Below are 15,375 nucleotides of genomic sequence, written 5' to 3' on the forward strand. Positions count from 1 at the left end.
CCAGTCTTCGCGCGTCAGACGGCGGCGAGGGCTTCGGTGAGGGCGTGCTGGTGAGGCACACCATGGAACCGCGCGCGGACGGCGCCGGTGTTGTCGATCAGGAAGGTCGTCGGCGTCTGCAGCACCTTGTAGCGCGCAGAGAGGTCAGGGCGATGGGTGAGGTCGACCTCGATGTGGGTCAGACCGTCGTGGTTCTCCGTGTAGCTGTGCAGCATGCGCCGCACCTGCGGGCAGCGGGTGCACATCTCGGTGCTGAACTGCACGAGCGTCGCGCGCGAGCCGAGGGCGGCGGATGCCGCGTCGCGCGCATCGAATCGTAGTGCGCCACCGGCACGGCGGCGGCCGTCGAGGCGCCTCTGCATCACGCCGATCATCACGGCCAGCACGAGGAGTGCTGCCGCGATTCCCAGAGCGAGCGCAGGCGACATGGGACGAGAGTACGCCGCTGCAGAGGGGGCGAGCGTCGATGTGTCACACCATGACATCCGCATCCGGCGCGCGTCGGCATCCGCCCGCACGGGGGAGTCGACGGGTATCGTTGCATTCATGAGCGCAGCCGTCCCGACGCCGTATGAAGACCTGCTCCGCGACGTTCTCGAGAGCGGTACGCACAAGTCCGATCGGACGGGTACGGGCACGACCAGCGTGTTCGGTCGCCAGATCCGCTTCGACCTCTCGCAGGGCTTCCCCCTGATCACGACCAAGCGCGTGCATTTCAAGTCGATCGCCTACGAGCTGCTCTGGTTCCTCCGGGGCGATTCCAATGTGCGGTGGCTGCAGGACAACGGCGTGACGATCTGGGACGAGTGGGCCGACGAATCCGGCGACCTCGGTCCGGTCTACGGGGTGCAGTGGCGTTCCTGGCCCAAGCCCGGCGGTGAGAGCATCGACCAGCTCTCCGAGGTCGTCGAGCAGATCCGCCGGTCTCCCGATTCGCGGAGGCTCATCGTCTCGGCCTGGAACCCGGCCGACATCCCCGACATGGCGCTCGCTCCGTGCCATGCGTTGTTCCAGTTCTATGTCGCAGACGGCAAGCTCTCGTGCCAGCTCTATCAGCGCAGCGCGGACCTGTTCCTCGGAGTGCCGTTCAACATCGCCTCCTACGCGCTGCTCACTCTGATGGTCGCCCAGCAGGTCGGCCTCAAGCCCGGCGACTTCGTCTGGACCGGTGGCGACTGCCACATCTACGACAACCACGTCGACCAGGTGCGCGAGCAGCTGTCGCGCGACCCGTACCCTTACCCGACCCTCCGGTTCGGGCGGACGCCGGAGTCGATCTTCGACTACACGTTCGATGACTTCGTGGTCGAGGACTATCAGCACCACCCGGCGATCCGGGCGGCGGTGGCGGTATGACCTGGGTCGGACTCATCTGGGCAGAGGCCGACGGCGGCGTCATCGGCGCAGAGGGTGGCATGCCGTGGCATGTGCCGGAGGACCTCGCGCACTTCAAGGAGGTCACCCTGGGCGCGCCCGTCGTGATGGGACGCAAGACCTGGGATTCTCTGCCTGAGCGCTTCCGCCCTCTGCCGGGGCGCCAGAACATCGTCGTCACCCGCCAGCTGCACTGGAGCGCGGAGGGAGCGCACCGTGCCGCGACCGTCGCCGAGGCCGTGCGAGGCCTGGACAAGGTGTGGATCATCGGAGGCGCGGAGATCTTCCGTCAGGTGATCGGTGACGCCGACCGCCTCGAGGTCACCGAGTTGGATCTCGCGGTCGAGGGTGACGCGTACGCGCCGTCGAAGGCCGGATGGCGGCTCGTCGATGAAGGCGAGTGGCAGACCTCCCGCACGGGCATCCGCTACCGCTTCGTGGGATACGAGCGCTGATGCCCACTGCACTGATCACCGGAGCGAGCGCGGGGCTCGGCGCGGAGTTCGCACGTCAGCTCGCGCGCCGCCGTGCTGATCTCATCCTGGTCGCCCGCTCCGGCGAGGCGCTGGAACAGCTGGCGGCGGAACTGCGCAGCTCACACGGTGTCGCGGTCGAAGTGCTCACGGCAGACCTCGCCGTCGAAGCCGATGTCGAACGCGTCGCCGACCGTCTGCGCGATGCAGACGATCCCGTCGATCTGCTCGTGAACAACGCCGGTTTCGGCCTGCCGCTGCAGTTCGCCGACAATGACATCGATGACGAGGTCCGGCATCTGCGCGTACACGTCGAGGCTTCGATGCGATTGATGCACGCCGCGTTGCAGACGATGCGCGGTCGTGGTGGTCGGATCATCAACGTGGCCTCGGTCGCCGGATTCATCTCCCGCTCCACCTACTCGGCCTGCAAGGCCTGGCTGATCGGTTTCAGCCGCTGGGCCAACGTGGAGTATGCACGCGATCGCGTGAGCGTCACAGCGGTGTGCCCCGGGTTCACGCACACGTCGTTCCACGAGCGCATGGGTCTCGCCGTCGGTGAAGAGGGAATTCCCGGAATCATGTGGCTGAACGCCTCCGCTGTCGTGCGGGAGGGGCTGCATGACGCCGCTCGCGGCAAGGCAGTCTCGATCCCGTCTTGGCGCTACAAGGCGATCGTGGCGCTGACGCGCGTGCTGCCGAGGCCTCTGACGTCCGGCGTCGCGCGGCGCGGCCGCGTCTGAGCAGCGCGAAGAGATCGGCTGGGCTGCCGTCGCGAGGTGAGGTCGCCGTCGCGCGCGGTGACGTCGACGGGGCCGTCGCGTCCGCGTGACCAGCATCCGAGACGATACGCTGGGTGCATGACGCACTCGGGCAACCCCTTCGGACAGGTTCTCGTCGCGCTCGTCACTCCGATGACGGCCGATGGTGAAGTCGATTGGCCCGCCGTCGAGAAGCACATCGATGACGTCATCACCGCGGGTGCGGACGGCATCGTCGTGACGGGGACGACCGGCGAGACCTCGACTCTGACGGACCCCGAGAAGCTGAAGCTCGTCGAGGTCGGCAAGTCGGTCTCCGCCGGGAGGGCGAAGATCATCACCGGCGGTGGCTCAAACGAGACAGCACACGCCATCGAGCTCTACAAAGCCAGCGAGAAGGCCGGCGCCGACGGCATCATGATCGTCACGCCGTACTACAACAAGCCGACCCAGGCGGGCATCCTCACTCACTTCCGGCTCGTGGCGGATGCCACTGATCTTCCGGTGATCCTCTACGACATCCCCGGTCGCACCGGCGTGCCCATCAAGTACGAGACGATCCTGCGCCTGGCCAAGCACCCGAACATCCTCGCCGTGAAGGACGCCAAGGGCGACTTCTCCGAGGTGAGCCGCGTGCTCAACCAGACCGATCTGATGTACTTCTCGGGGGACGACGCGAATGTGCTGCCCCACCTCGCCATCGGCGCGACCGGTCTGATCGGTGTCACCGCGAACATCACGGCCACGCCGTATCGCACGATCATCGATGCGGTGAACCGGGGCGACCTGGCCACAGCGACCGCAGAGCACAAGCGGCTCGAGCCGTTGGTCCGCGCCGTCATGACCCACGTTCCCGGCACCGTCGCAGCGAAGTACATCCTGCACGGCCTGGGACGCATCTCGAGTCCGCGCGTCCGTCTGCCCCTGGTCGGTCCCGAAGAGTGGGAGGCAGCGCTCATCGAGGACGAGCTCGACCTCGTGAACAGCGTCGCCGGCGCCGACTTCTCCAACTTCCGCCCTGACCGCAACGCGGCCGCGGGCGGTGCCCTGCCGAAGGTGCACGGCACGACGCGCTGACGCGTCCCCATGAACGAACGGACGCGCTCAGCGTCCGACTGAGGAGACAGCATGTCCATCCCCATCGCAGAACCTGCCGCTCTCGAAGAGGGCACTCTCCGCGTCACGCCGCTCGGCGGACTCGCCGAGATCGGTCGTAACATGACCATGTTCGAGTACGACGGCAAGATCCTGATCGTCGACTGCGGCGTGCTCTTCCCAGAGGAGCACCAGCCCGGCGTCGACCTGATCCTCCCGGACTTCGAGCCGCTCCGCGGCCGTCTCGACGATATCGTCGGCGTCGTGCTCACCCACGGGCACGAGGACCACATCGGCGCCGTGCCCTACCTGCTCCGTCTGAAGAGCGACATCCCCCTGATCGGCTCCGGGCTCACCCTCGCCCTCGTCGAGGCCAAGCTCAAGGAGCACCGCATCAAGGCCTTCACCCTCACGGTGAAGGAGGGGCAGCGCGAGCAGGTCGGACCGTTCGACCTCGAGTTCGTGGCCGTGAACCACTCGATCCCCGACGCCCTCGCCGTCGCCATCCGCACGCCTGCGGGACTGGTGCTGGCCACCGGTGACTTCAAGATGGATCAGCTGCCCCTCGACGGCAGGATCACCGACCTGCGTGCGTTCGCGCGCCTCGGCGAAGAGGGAGTCGATCTGTTCCTGGTCGACTCGACCAACGCCGACGTTCCCGGCTTCACACCGACAGAGCGCTCGATCGGTCCCGTGCTCGATCAGGTCATCGGCAAGGCCCCTCGCCGCGTCATCGTCGCGAGCTTCTCCAGCCACGTCCACCGCGTGCAGCAGGTCCTCGACGCCGCGCACGCGCACGGTCGCCGGGTCGCGTTCCTCGGGCGCAGCATGGTGCGCAACATGACCATCGCCGAGCAGCTGGGCTATCTCAAGGTGCCGGACGGACTCCTGATCGACTTCAAGAAGGCCCGCGATCTTCCCGACGAGCAGATCGTCTACATGTCCACCGGTTCGCAGGGCGAGCCGATGGCGGTGCTGAGCCGCATGGCGAACATGGACCACGCGATCGAGGTCAGCGAGGGCGACACCGTGATCCTCGCGTCCAGCCTCATCCCGGGCAACGAGAACGCGGTCTATCGCGTGATCGACGGACTCACCAAGCTCGGTGCGAACGTCGTGCACAAGGCGAACGCGAAGGTGCACGTCTCCGGGCACGCCGCCGCGGGCGAGCTCATCTATTGCTACAACATCCTGAAGCCCAAGAACGTGCTTCCGGTGCACGGCGAGTACCGGCACCTGATCGCCAACGCCAAGCTGGCGCAGGACACAGGGATCGCAGCGGAGCGGACGATCATCGCCTCGAACGGCACCGTGATCGACCTCAAGGACGGTGACGCGCGCGTCGCAGGACAGCTCGACCTCGGGTTCGTGTACGTCGACGGCTCCACGATCGGTGAGATCACCGACGCTGATCTCAAGGATCGTCGCATCCTCGCCGAGGAAGGCTTCATCTCCGTCATCGTCGTGGTGGATGCCGCGACGGGGCGCATCATCTCGGGGCCGGAGATCCACGCACGTGGAGTGGCGGAAGACGACTCGGTCTTCGACGACGTCACCCCGAAGATCGTGGCTGCGCTCAAGGAGGCGGCAGGCAACGGCGTTCGTGACACGCACTCGCTCTCGCAGGTCGTCCGTCGGACGATCGGTCGCTGGGTCAACCAGCGACTGCGTCGTCGTCCGATGATCGTGCCGCTCGTCATCGAGGCCTGATCGGCTCACTCGATGCGGTCGCGCTTTCACGGCTGACCGACATCGGGGTGTAACACCGCGGGCCTATGCTCGCGTCATGCACACGGGATTCTCGACGAGGCCGGCGGAGCAGTCCGACGCCGTCTTCCTCGGTGACATGCTCGTGGAGGCGGCGAACTGGCGGGCCGGGGGCGTGCGGCCTCGTCATGAAGTGCTGACCTCGGCAGAGCATCGACGGTACATCGCGGGTTGGAAGCGCTCGGCGGACGACGGGCTGATCGCGATCGATGCTGACGGCATCCCGATCGGCGCGTCGTGGTTCCGGATGCTGCCCCAGAACGAACCGGGCTTCGGGTTCGTCGCCGCGTCGGTGCCAGAGCTCATCGTCGGCGTCCATCCGCTGTGGAGAGCACGAGGAGTGGGACGGATGCTGCTGCGCGGTGTCGTTCAACTGGCGGGCGCACACGGGCATGCGCGCATCTCGCTGAGCGTCGAGCGCGACAACTTCGCGCGCAGTCTCTACCGGTCAGAGGGCTTCACGGTCTCTGCGGAGGGCATGCTCCGTGACACGATGGTGCGGCGCACCGGGTGAGTCCGCGGCCACCTGGATCGTCGGATAGCCGCGTCATTACGGGGAGATGTCGGCGCCAGAGCGTAACGTGAGGGCATGGCCAGGAGCACCACGAAATCTGCGCGCGCGTCTGAGAGCGCCCCGACACGCCCGAAACGGCAGACGGCTCCGAAGGCTCAACCGGCGCCCAAGAAGTACATCGACGAAGCCGACAAGCCGCCGCTCATCGTGCGGGCGTGGGGCGGATTGGCGCACGGCGTCGGCGGTCTGTTCCGAGCGTTCGGCCCTGAGACCCTCGAGAAGGATGATCGCCGCGACGGTTTCCCGTTCCTGCTCGTGCTTGTCGCCGTCCTCGGCGCGATCAACGAATGGTTCTTCATCGGCAACGAGGTCGCTGCGAACATCAGCGCGTATTCCGTGGGCATGCTCGTCGGTCGTGTCGCCTTCATCCTGCCCTTGCTGTTGCTCCTTCTCGCCGGCTGGTTGTTCCGGCACCCCGCTTCCGTACATGACAACGGACGCATTGGCTTCGGTTTCGGCCTCTTTCTGATCGCGTTGGCAGGTATCTGCCATGTGGCCGGAGGGCAGCCGCAACCGCAACCTCAGATCACTGCCCTCAGCGAGGCCGGTGGCCTCCTCGGATGGCTGATCGGCGAACCTCTGTCGTATCTCACGACGGTCGTCGCTTACATCGTGCTGACGCTCCTGTGCGGTCTCAGCGTCTTGATCCTCACCAAGACTCCGCCGAACCGGATCGGCGCTCGCCTCGGCGACCTCTACGCCTGGATGTTCGACGCCGAGCGCGCCGAGAAGCCGGCGAAGGAGGCCGCACCGGTCGACGAGGCCGACAAGGTCGACGATCCGGACGTGCTGCCCTGGTGGCGCCGCAACAAGACCGGTCGCGAGGAGGACCCCGACGACGGCACGCTCGGCTCGGATGACATCACTGCGCTGCTGTCGACCCCGGATGCCACGCCCGCCTACGATCAGGCCGTGATCGTGGCCAACGCCCAGGATGCGGCGACCGAGATCCTCTCCGACGTCCGCTCGGTGACGGAGTCGCTCGCCGGACAGCAGACGACGGCGCTGCTCGACGACGAGTCGGACACGGGTGAGATGCCCGAACTTCCGGGCCTCGACGGCTTCGGCACGGAGGGGCCCGGGGACCGTGGCCCGCAGGCTCCTGTCGCTCCGTACATCCTTCCGCCTCCCGGGTTGCTCGTAGAAGGTCCCGCGCCGGTCGAGCGCTCCGAGGCGACGGACAAGGTGATCGAGCAGATCACGAGCGTGCTGTCGCAGTTCAAGGTCGACGCGAAGGTCACCGGCTTCTCGCGCGGGCCGACGGTGACGCAGTACGAGGTCGAGGTCGGCCACGGTGTCAAGGTCGAGAAGATCCTGCAGCTGAGCAACAACTTCGCGTACGCGGTGGCGTCGAACGATGTCCGCATCCTCTCGCCCATCCCCGGCAAGAGCGCGATCGGCATCGAGATCCCGAACGCCGACAAGGAGATGGTCGCGCTCGGCGACGTGCTGCGGTCGCAGGCTGCCCAGAAGAGCACCCACCCGATGACCATCGGCGTCGGCAAGGACGTCGGCGGCAACATCGTGATCGCGAACCTCGCCAAGATGCCTCACCTGCTGGTCGCCGGTTCCACCGGTTCCGGTAAGTCCAGCTTCGTGAACTCGATGATCACGAGCCTGCTCATGCGGGCACGGCCCTCCGACGTGCGAATGGTCCTCATCGACCCGAAGCGCGTCGAGCTCACGAGCTATGCCGGCGTGCCCCACCTGATCACGCCCATCATCACGAACCCGAAGAAGGCCGCAGAGGCGCTGCAGTGGGTCGTGAAGGAGATGGACATGCGGTACGACGACCTCGCGTCGTTCGGCTTCCGTCATATCGACGACTTCAACCGCGCCGTGCGGGCGGGAGAGGTCGAACTCCCGGTGGGCAGCGAGCGAGTGCTCAAGCCATACCCCTACCTCCTGGTCGTGGTCGACGAGCTCGCCGACCTCATGATGGTCGCCCCGCGCGACGTCGAGGACTCGATCGTCCGCATCACGCAGCTCGCGCGTGCATCCGGTATCCACCTCGTGCTCGCGACCCAACGACCGAGCGTCGACGTGGTCACGGGCCTGATCAAGGCCAACGTCCCGTCCCGCCTGGCGTTCGCCGTGACCAGCGTCACGGATAGCCGCGTGATCCTCGACAGCCCGGGTGCCGACAAGCTGATCGGCCAGGGTGACGCCCTGTTCTCGCCCATGGGATCGTCGAAGCCGTTCCGTCTGCAGGGAGCGTGGGTCGATGAGAAGGAGATCGACGCGGTCGTCAAGCACGTGACCCGTCAGGCTCGTCCCGAGTACCGTTCCGACGTCCAGGAGGCGATGGAGCCGAGCAAGAAGAAAGAGGTCGACGAAGACATCGGAGACGACCTCGAGCTCCTGCTCGCGGCCGCGGAGCTCATCGTCTCGTCCCAGTTCGGTTCCACCTCGATGCTCCAGAGGAAGCTGCGCGTCGGTTTCGCGAAGGCCGGCCGCCTGATGGACCTGCTGGAATCGCGCGAGATCGTCGGTCCCTCCGAGGGCTCGAAGGCCCGGGACGTGTTGGCGACGGCCGAGCAGCTGCCTCAGGTGATGGCCAAGCTGCGCGGGGAGGACTCGCCCACAGCCTCTGCCGCCCCCGCCGCCCCCCCTGTTCCCCCGCTTCCGACCGGGGTCGACCCGATCGAGGGGCAGTTCGACGGGCTGCCCGTCGTGGAGTCCGAGGGCGACGAAGACGCCTGGGGTCTGACGGGACGCGATTGATGACCATTCCCCGGCAACTTCCCAACGCGATCACGGTCGCCCGTATCCCGTTGGCGGTCATCTTCTTCGTCGTGCTGTTGCTCGGCGGCACCTACGGCATCCCGAGCCCCGCACTCCGGTGGACGGCAGCGATCCTCTTCATCATCGCCATCTCGACGGACTGGGTCGACGGCTACCTGGCTCGCAAGTACGACATCGTCAGCGACTTCGGGAAGCTCTGGGATCCGATCGCCGACAAGCTCCTGACCGGAGCCGGTTTCATCGGTCTCGCGATCCTCGGCGAACTGCAGTGGTGGATCGTGCTGATCATCCTGGTGCGCGAGTGGGGGATCACCGTGCATCGGCTGGTGGTCGCCAGGGAGCACGTCGTGGCGGCCGCATGGATGGGCAAGATCAAGACGGCATTCCAGGGCGTGGCTCTGGGGTGGGCGTTGCTCCCGTTGCATGGGCTCATCGGGCTCGGACCTTGGACTCTGATCACCGCAGTGCTGATGATCATCGTGCTCATCCTCACCGTGGTGAGTGGGATCGACTACATCGTCGCGCAGGTGCGGGGCTCGCGGCAGAGGACATGACGTCGTCTGCGGCCGTTGTCCTCGACGCTCTCGCTCGACGGGGGTGGACGCTCGGCGTCGCCGAATCGCTGACCGGCGGATCGGTCAGCGCCGCGCTCGTCGAGGTGCCCGGTGCGTCTGCGGTGCTGTGGGGAGGGGTGGTCGCGTACGCGACGCCGATCAAGCATTCTCTGCTCGGCGTCGATGCGGAGCTTCTCGAACGCCACGGACCGGTGCACCCCACCGTGGCGCTGCAGATGGCGGAGGGGGTGCGTCGCGCCGTGAGCATCGACGGCCTCGCCGCTGACGTCGGAATCTCGACGACAGGTATCGCCGGACCGGACTCTCCGGACGGTCAGCCGGTAGGGACGGTCCATGTCGGTGTGGTCACGCCTGAGGCGTCGCGCACAGCGGCGTTCCTGTTCGATGGGAACCGGGCGCAGATCCGTTCTGCAACGGTCGACGTGGTGCTGCGCACGCTGTGGGATGTGCTCGGGGAATAGCCGGCGTCGCTCCGCCGTTACGAATGATGTGCTCACATTCAAACCACAGAGTGCAGGGGTAGATTTTGTGAAAGCCAGTAGGACTAGACTGGCGATCTCGTCGGAGGAGACTCCGAATTCACGATCCGGGAGGAGGTTCCGATGATTCTTGTACGACAGGAAATCGGCGATGTGCTGAGGGACTTCCGCCTGCAGAAGGGCCGCACCCTCCGGCAGGTCGCGAGCAAGGCATCGGTGGCGTTGGGCTACCTCAGTGAGGTGGAGCGCGGCCAGAAGGAAGCGTCGAGCGAGATCCTCGCTTCTGTAGCCGACGCACTTGACGTGCCGATCTCGACCATCATGCGAGAGGTCGGCGATCGCATCTCCGTGCTCGAGGGTATCCAGGTCTTCCCTGACGTGGTTCCGGACGACCTGGTGGCCTCTATCGAGCCCGAGCTCTCGCTGCGCTGAGGCGCGGGTTCTACGTTCCTCGATGCGTCGAAGCGAATTCCTCCGCGCTGTGGAGTCGGAGTTCGGAACACGCGTGTCCTCTCTTCTCCAGGATCTGGTGCTCACCCCGCTGCGTGATCGCACGGCCGCGGAGGCCCTCGAGGCGGGCGTTCCCCCGCGGGACATTTGGTTCGCCTTGTGCGATGAGATGGATGTGCCTGAAGATCGTCGCCATGGTGCCGGGAGGCTCGAGCCGCGTAAGCGCTGATCTGTACCGGTGTTCGATGTTTCCGGCTCCCAACCCGCCGTGATCGGCGTGTCGTCGAAGATGCGTTCGAATCGGGCGTAGTCTTCTGCACAAGTGGTTCAGAGCTAGTGCTCTCCACCGTTCGTGGGCTCCTCGGCCGAATGTCGGAGGCCTCACATACGGTGAAGACATGGCCGATGAGCCATACGCCTTGTCGGAGAGTTTCTCCCAGCCGGGAGCGCCGCGACAGCCTACAGGCGGCACCACGCGAGCAGAAGGAACACATCATGCCATCACCTGCAGACCGCGAGAAGTCTCTGGAAACAGCTCTCGCTCAGATCGATCGCCAGTTCGGAAAGGGCTCGGTCATGCGGCTGGGCAGCGACGAGCGTGCTCCTGTCGCCGTGATCCCCACCGGATCCATCGCTCTCGACGTCGCTCTCGGCGTGGGGGGCCTGCCGCGCGGTCGAATCGTCGAGATCTACGGTCCGGAGTCCTCTGGTAAGACGACTTTGACCCTGCACGCGATCGCCAACGCCCAGCGCGCCGGCGGTATCGCTGCATTCATCGATGCCGAGCACGCGCTCGACCCTGACTACGCGGCGAAGCTCGGCGTCGACATCGACGCATTGCTGGTGTCTCAACCCGATACAGGAGAGCAGGCGCTCGAGATCGCCGACATGCTCGTGCGCTCCGGCGCGATCGACCTGATCGTCATCGACTCGGTGGCTGCACTCGTGCCGCGAGCCGAGATCGAGGGTGAGATGGGCGACTCGCATGTCGGTCTCCAGGCACGTCTCATGTCGCAGGCGCTTCGCAAGCTCACGGGTGGGCTCAACCAGACCAACACCACGATGATCTTCATCAACCAGCTGCGCGAGAAGATCGGTGTCTTCTTCGGCTCTCCCGAGACCACGGCCGGTGGAAAGGCGCTGAAGTTCTACGCGTCCGTGCGACTCGACATCCGTCGGATCGAGACGCTGAAGGATGGCACGGATGCTGTCGGTAACCGTACTCGTGTCAAGGTCGTGAAGAACAAGATGGCGCCACCGTTCAAGCAGGCGGAGTTCGACATCCTGTACGGAATCGGCATCTCGCGCGAGGGCAGCCTGATCGACTTCGGTGTCGAGCACGCCATCGTGAAGAAGTCCGGCTCCTGGTACACCTACGACGGCGATCAGCTGGGGCAGGGCAAAGAGAACGCCCGGACGTTCCTGCTGAACAACCCCGACATCGCGCTGGCGATCGAGACCCAGATCAAGCAGAAGCTCGGCATCGGTCCGCAGGTGGCAGCGGTTGCCTCGGCGGACGAGCTCGCTGAGCGTCGTCCGGCCTGATCATGACCAGTGAGAGCGGGGGCGGACCGCAGAACTCTGACGAGCGGCTCGCCCCCGTTATCCCGCTGTTCGGCGGACGTGCACGCGCTCGCGCTCGCGTCGCAGACTCCGGCGAGGACGCGACGACTGGGCGCGGATCGGCCACCGGTGGCGGTCCAACCGCCGGGAGCGCGAAGGAACGGCTTTCTGGCAGAACGCACCCCGGACGAGGAGAGGTAGAGGCGTCGGACATCGCTGCGCAGGCGGCTCCCGTCGCGCCGCGGGGGACCGGCGATCCCGGGCTCTGGCGTTCGACCTGGGACGCGGCACCGCAGGGCGCCTGCCCCACTGATGCGCACGCTGATGGCGATCCGAGCGATCGGCATCCCGCGCGTGGGGGAGCACCGACGAAGAGTGCCCCGCGGCTGCGCGCGTTGAACGGTCAAGGCGGTCATGATGAAGATATTGCTGAAGGCCTCGATCCCGAGGAGACTCGGAAGATCGCGGCCGACAGTCTTGTCCGCAAACTCCGAACGCGTTCGTTGTCGATCTCCGAGGCCCGCACGGTCCTGAAGACGCACGGGCTCGTCGGCACTCAGATCGATGATGTGCTCGACGACTTCAATAGGCGGGGATATCTCGATGATGCCGCTCTCGCGCGCCAGCTTGTGGAGTCCGGTACGCAGCGCAAGGGTCAGGGGCGTGTCGCTCTATCTCGTGCTCTCTCGCAGCGGGGAATTCCCCGTGACGTGATCAACGCGGCGCTCGACGAGTTGCCCGACGATGACGCGGAGCGGGCGCTCGACTTCGCGCGGACCAAAGCCCGATCCCTCAGCAGGCTCGACCAGGAGACGGCTCTCCGGCGACTGGTGGGCCAGCTGTCCCGCCGTGGCTACAACGGGTCTGTCGCGATGACGGCCGCGAAGACCGCCTTGGCCGAGGCGACCTTCGGCGGTCGAACAAGCGGCGTGCGTTTCGTGGATTCCGACTGACGCCTTCTCGCGCTGACCCACGGGATCACGCTCGTACAATGGGATCATCATGACTATCCCGCGCAGCGAACCGACGATCATCACCGCCTCGTCGGCAGCCGTCGACGTCGACGGCCGACAGCGATCCTATGAAGTGCGCACCTTCGGGTGCCAGATGAACGTGCACGACTCGGAGCGATTGTCCGGGTCGCTCGAGAGTGCCGGATACATCCGCGCAGAGGCGGGAACCGAGGCGGACGTCGTCATCATCAACACCTGCGCGGTGCGCGACAACGCCGCAGGCAAGCTGTATGGAACGCTCGGTCAGCTCGCCGGGGTCAAGCGGCGCAAAGACGGCATGCAGATAGCCGTGGGCGGCTGTCTCGCCCAGATGGACAAGCAGGCCGTGCTCGACAAGGCGCCCTGGGTCGATGTCGTCTTCGGGACGCATAACATGGGCTCGCTGCCAGGTCTGCTCGAGCGCGCGCGCCACAACGGTGAGGCTGAGCTCGAGATCCTCGAGTCCCTCGAGGTGTTCCCCTCCACACTCCCGACGAAGCGCGATGCGGCCCACAGCGGCTGGGTGTCGATCTCGGTGGGCTGCAACAACACCTGCACGTTCTGCATCGTGCCCAGCCTGCGGGGCAAGGAGAAGGACCGCCGCCCCGGTGACATCCTGAACGAGATCCGACTCCTGGTGGAAGACGGCGCGCTCGAAGTCACCCTCCTGGGCCAGAACGTCAACTCCTACGGCGTCGAGTTCGGTGACCGCCAGGCGTTCAGCAAGCTCCTGCGGGCTGCAGGAGCGATCGACGGACTCGAGCGCATCCGGTTCACCAGCCCGCATCCGGCAGCCTTCACGGACGACGTGATCGATGCGATGGCGGAGACTCCTAGTGTCATGCCGCAGCTCCACATGCCGCTGCAGTCCGGCAGCGATCGCATCCTCAAGGCCATGCGACGCTCCTATCGAAGCGAGCGGTTCCTCGGGATCCTCGAACGCGTGCGCGAGCGCATCCCGCACGCCTCCATCACGACCGACATCATCGTGGGGTTCCCCGGTGAGACGGAGGAAGACTTCGATGACACCCTGCGCGTCGTGGAACGGGCGCGTTTCTCTGGCGCCTTCACTTTCCAGTACTCCATCCGCGAGGGCACCCCGGCTGCCACGATGGAAGACCAAGTGCCGAAGGAGGTCGTCCAGGAACGGTACAACCGGCTCATCGCGCTCCAGGAGCGCATCTCGCTCGAGGAGAGCCGGAAGCAGATCGGTCGTGAGGTCGAGGTGCTGGTCTCCACCGGCGAGGGCAAGAAGGATGCGACGACTCACCGTCTGACCGGTCGCGCGCAGGACAATCGTCTCGTGCACTTCGAAGTGCCCGAGGGATCGGATCTTCCCCGTCCCGGGGACATGGTCACCGTGACCATCACACACGCGGCTCCGTTCCATCTGCTCGCCGACGACCCGTCAGGACGTCCGCTGCAGATCCGTCGCACCCGCGGTGGCGACGCCTGGGACCGTGCACAGGCGGAGTCTTGCGCGGTGCCGGTATCGACGAGCGAGGGAGGGCCACGAGCCGTCTCCCTCGGGCTGCCGACGCTGCGCGTCGGGGTGTGAACGAGATTCCCGAGCACGAATCGGCGAGGGCGTCGGCGCCACGTCTCTGGGCTGTCGTCGGCGCGACGGGGACGGGGAAGAGCGATCTCGCGCTCGACCTCGCCGAGGCGCTGCGTGAGCGAGGGAACCCGGCCGAGATCGTCAATGCCGACGCGATGCAGCTGTATCGCGGCATGGACATCGGCACCGCCAAGCTGCGCTTCGACGAACGCCGAGGCATCCCACATCACCTGTTCGACGTACGTGAGGTGCATCAGGAGGCCGCGGTCGCTTGGTATCAGCCCCTTGCACGCGCAGCGGTCGCCGCGATCCACGAGGGTGGTGGCGATGCGATCCTCGTCGGAGGGTCCGGGCTGTATGTGTCGAGCGTCGTCTACGACTTCCAGTTCCCGCCGCGCGATCCGGCGGTGCGCGTACGGCTGGAACGGGAGTTGAGGGAGCACGGCGTTGCTGCGCTGATCGAGCGGATCCGTGCCCTCGACCCGACGACGGCAGAGCGCGTCGATCCACGCAACGAGCGCCGTGTGGTCCGCGCGCTCGAAGTACTCGAACAAGGCGGCGCGAACCATGGCGCCGCCTTGCCTGAGCAACCGGTGCTGTGGCACCCGCGCACACGACTCATCGGCGTGCACATCGACCGTTCAGAGCTGGTCGAGCGGCTCGATGCGCGCGTCGAGAGGATGTGGGCAGCCGGCCTGCCCGAGGAGGTCGCCGGGCTGCGCGTCGAGGGTATCGAGCGAGGAGCCACTGCCCGGCGGGCGATCGGCTACGCCCAGGCGCTGGGGCAACTCGAAGGTCGCCTGACGCGTGCAGAGGCGATCGCCGAGACGCAGGCCCTCACGCGCCGCTACGCCCGCCGGCAGGTGTCGTGGTTCAAGCGCTACAGCGGGCTCGAATGGCAGCAGCAGCCCGTCGATGTGCGCTCGCTTCTCGAAGGCTGAGCGCCTCGCTGCGGCGATGTCGGTGGGT

General features: G+C 66.3%; 16 protein-coding genes. 15 read left to right on the forward strand and 1 reads right to left on the reverse strand.

Annotated elements, in window-relative coordinates:
- Positions 1 to 14: 14 nt before the first annotated feature.
- Entirely contained in the window at positions 15 to 428 is a 414-nt protein-coding gene (locus KZC51_RS10275) for a thioredoxin family protein (protein ID WP_247629884.1), read from the reverse strand.
- Between the two features lie 118 nt (positions 429 to 546).
- Here KZC51_RS10275 and KZC51_RS10280 point away from each other — a divergent pair, with 118 nt between their 5' ends.
- The 15 genes from KZC51_RS10280 to miaA all read left to right on the forward strand — a co-directional run bounded on the left by KZC51_RS10280 (position 547) and on the right by miaA (position 15,347).
- Positions 547 to 1,356 carry a thymidylate synthase gene (locus tag KZC51_RS10280; RefSeq protein WP_247630632.1) on the forward strand — a complete coding sequence of 270 codons (810 nt, stop codon included), beginning with the start codon at positions 547 to 549 and terminating at the stop codon, positions 1,354 to 1,356.
- The gene (locus KZC51_RS10285) at positions 1,353 to 1,829 is read left to right on the forward strand and encodes a dihydrofolate reductase (RefSeq protein WP_247629885.1); all 477 of its coding nucleotides are present in this window, start codon (positions 1,353 to 1,355) and stop codon (positions 1,827 to 1,829) included. Before KZC51_RS10280 ends, KZC51_RS10285 begins: the two co-directional genes overlap by 4 nt.
- The gene (locus tag KZC51_RS10290; RefSeq protein WP_247629886.1) at positions 1,829 to 2,590 is read left to right on the forward strand and encodes an SDR family NAD(P)-dependent oxidoreductase; all 762 of its coding nucleotides are present in this window, start codon (positions 1,829 to 1,831) and stop codon (positions 2,588 to 2,590) included. The genes KZC51_RS10285 and KZC51_RS10290 overlap by 1 nt, the downstream gene beginning before the upstream one ends.
- Positions 2,591 to 2,707: 117 nt before the next feature.
- Complete coding sequence (dapA, locus tag KZC51_RS10295; protein ID WP_247629887.1) at positions 2,708 to 3,685, forward strand: 4-hydroxy-tetrahydrodipicolinate synthase; 978 nt, start codon at positions 2,708 to 2,710, stop codon at positions 3,683 to 3,685.
- 51 nt (positions 3,686 to 3,736) lie between these two features.
- Positions 3,737 to 5,413 carry a ribonuclease J gene (locus KZC51_RS10300; RefSeq protein ID WP_247629888.1) on the forward strand — a complete coding sequence of 559 codons (1,677 nt, stop codon included), beginning with the start codon at positions 3,737 to 3,739 and terminating at the stop codon, positions 5,411 to 5,413.
- 76 nt (positions 5,414 to 5,489) lie between these two features.
- Positions 5,490 to 5,984 (forward strand): GNAT family N-acetyltransferase, encoded by a 495-nt coding sequence (locus KZC51_RS10305; protein WP_247629889.1) that lies wholly within the window; start codon positions 5,490 to 5,492, stop codon positions 5,982 to 5,984.
- 75 nt (positions 5,985 to 6,059) lie between these two features.
- Positions 6,060 to 8,768 (forward strand): DNA translocase FtsK, encoded by a 2,709-nt coding sequence (locus KZC51_RS10310; RefSeq protein ID WP_247629890.1) that lies wholly within the window; start codon positions 6,060 to 6,062, stop codon positions 8,766 to 8,768.
- Positions 8,768 to 9,343 carry a CDP-diacylglycerol--glycerol-3-phosphate 3-phosphatidyltransferase gene (pgsA, locus tag KZC51_RS10315; protein ID WP_247629891.1) on the forward strand — a complete coding sequence of 192 codons (576 nt, stop codon included), beginning with the start codon at positions 8,768 to 8,770 and terminating at the stop codon, positions 9,341 to 9,343. The genes KZC51_RS10310 and pgsA overlap by 1 nt, the downstream gene beginning before the upstream one ends.
- Complete coding sequence (locus KZC51_RS10320; RefSeq protein ID WP_247629892.1) at positions 9,340 to 9,825, forward strand: CinA family protein; 486 nt, start codon at positions 9,340 to 9,342, stop codon at positions 9,823 to 9,825. The genes pgsA and KZC51_RS10320 overlap by 4 nt, the downstream gene beginning before the upstream one ends.
- A gap of 141 nt (positions 9,826 to 9,966) precedes the next feature.
- Positions 9,967 to 10,275 (forward strand): helix-turn-helix domain-containing protein, encoded by a 309-nt coding sequence (locus KZC51_RS10325; protein WP_046014377.1) that lies wholly within the window; start codon positions 9,967 to 9,969, stop codon positions 10,273 to 10,275.
- 22 nt (positions 10,276 to 10,297) lie between these two features.
- Positions 10,298 to 10,522, forward strand: a complete 225-nt coding sequence (locus KZC51_RS10330; protein ID WP_247629893.1) for a DUF3046 domain-containing protein — start codon at positions 10,298 to 10,300, stop codon at positions 10,520 to 10,522.
- 266 nt (positions 10,523 to 10,788) lie between these two features.
- Entirely contained in the window at positions 10,789 to 11,838 is a 1,050-nt protein-coding gene (recA, locus tag KZC51_RS10335; RefSeq protein WP_247629894.1) for a recombinase RecA, read from the forward strand.
- A gap of 521 nt (positions 11,839 to 12,359) precedes the next feature.
- The gene (locus KZC51_RS10340) at positions 12,360 to 12,809 is read left to right on the forward strand and encodes a regulatory protein RecX (protein WP_247629895.1); all 450 of its coding nucleotides are present in this window, start codon (positions 12,360 to 12,362) and stop codon (positions 12,807 to 12,809) included.
- 49 nt (positions 12,810 to 12,858) lie between these two features.
- Entirely contained in the window at positions 12,859 to 14,406 is a 1,548-nt protein-coding gene (miaB, locus tag KZC51_RS10345; protein ID WP_247629896.1) for a tRNA (N6-isopentenyl adenosine(37)-C2)-methylthiotransferase MiaB, read from the forward strand.
- Entirely contained in the window at positions 14,403 to 15,347 is a 945-nt protein-coding gene (gene miaA, locus KZC51_RS10350) for a tRNA (adenosine(37)-N6)-dimethylallyltransferase MiaA (protein WP_247629897.1), read from the forward strand. Before miaB ends, miaA begins: the two co-directional genes overlap by 4 nt.
- The last annotated feature ends 28 nt before the right edge of the window (positions 15,348 to 15,375 follow it).

Origin of the sequence: Microbacterium croceum, assembly GCF_023091245.1 — a bacterium.
GTDB lineage: Bacteria > Actinomycetota > Actinomycetes > Actinomycetales > Microbacteriaceae > Microbacterium > Microbacterium croceum.

Excerpts from the sequence above, each read along its gene's own strand:
- miaB (WP_247629896.1), top strand. The coding sequence starts at position 12,859 with ATGACTATCCCGCGCAGCGAACCGACGATCATCACCGCCTCGTCGGCA.
- KZC51_RS10305 (WP_247629889.1), top strand. The coding sequence starts at position 5,490 with ATGCACACGGGATTCTCGACGAGGCCGGCGGAGCAGTCCGACGCCGTC.
- KZC51_RS10310 (WP_247629890.1), top strand. The coding sequence starts at position 6,060 with ATGGCCAGGAGCACCACGAAATCTGCGCGCGCGTCTGAGAGCGCCCCG.
- KZC51_RS10300 (WP_247629888.1), top strand. The coding sequence starts at position 3,737 with ATGTCCATCCCCATCGCAGAACCTGCCGCTCTCGAAGAGGGCACTCTC.
- KZC51_RS10285 (WP_247629885.1), top strand. The coding sequence starts at position 1,353 with ATGACCTGGGTCGGACTCATCTGGGCAGAGGCCGACGGCGGCGTCATC.
- KZC51_RS10320 (WP_247629892.1), top strand. The coding sequence starts at position 9,340 with ATGACGTCGTCTGCGGCCGTTGTCCTCGACGCTCTCGCTCGACGGGGG.
- KZC51_RS10275 (WP_247629884.1), bottom strand. The coding sequence starts at position 428 with ATGTCGCCTGCGCTCGCTCTGGGAATCGCGGCAGCACTCCTCGTGCTG.
- KZC51_RS10330 (WP_247629893.1), top strand. The coding sequence starts at position 10,298 with ATGCGTCGAAGCGAATTCCTCCGCGCTGTGGAGTCGGAGTTCGGAACA.
- pgsA (WP_247629891.1), top strand. The coding sequence starts at position 8,768 with ATGACCATTCCCCGGCAACTTCCCAACGCGATCACGGTCGCCCGTATC.
- recA (WP_247629894.1), top strand. The coding sequence starts at position 10,789 with ATGCCATCACCTGCAGACCGCGAGAAGTCTCTGGAAACAGCTCTCGCT.
- KZC51_RS10325 (WP_046014377.1), top strand. The coding sequence starts at position 9,967 with ATGATTCTTGTACGACAGGAAATCGGCGATGTGCTGAGGGACTTCCGC.
- dapA (WP_247629887.1), top strand. The coding sequence starts at position 2,708 with ATGACGCACTCGGGCAACCCCTTCGGACAGGTTCTCGTCGCGCTCGTC.
- KZC51_RS10290 (WP_247629886.1), top strand. The coding sequence starts at position 1,829 with ATGCCCACTGCACTGATCACCGGAGCGAGCGCGGGGCTCGGCGCGGAG.
- KZC51_RS10280 (WP_247630632.1), top strand. The coding sequence starts at position 547 with ATGAGCGCAGCCGTCCCGACGCCGTATGAAGACCTGCTCCGCGACGTT.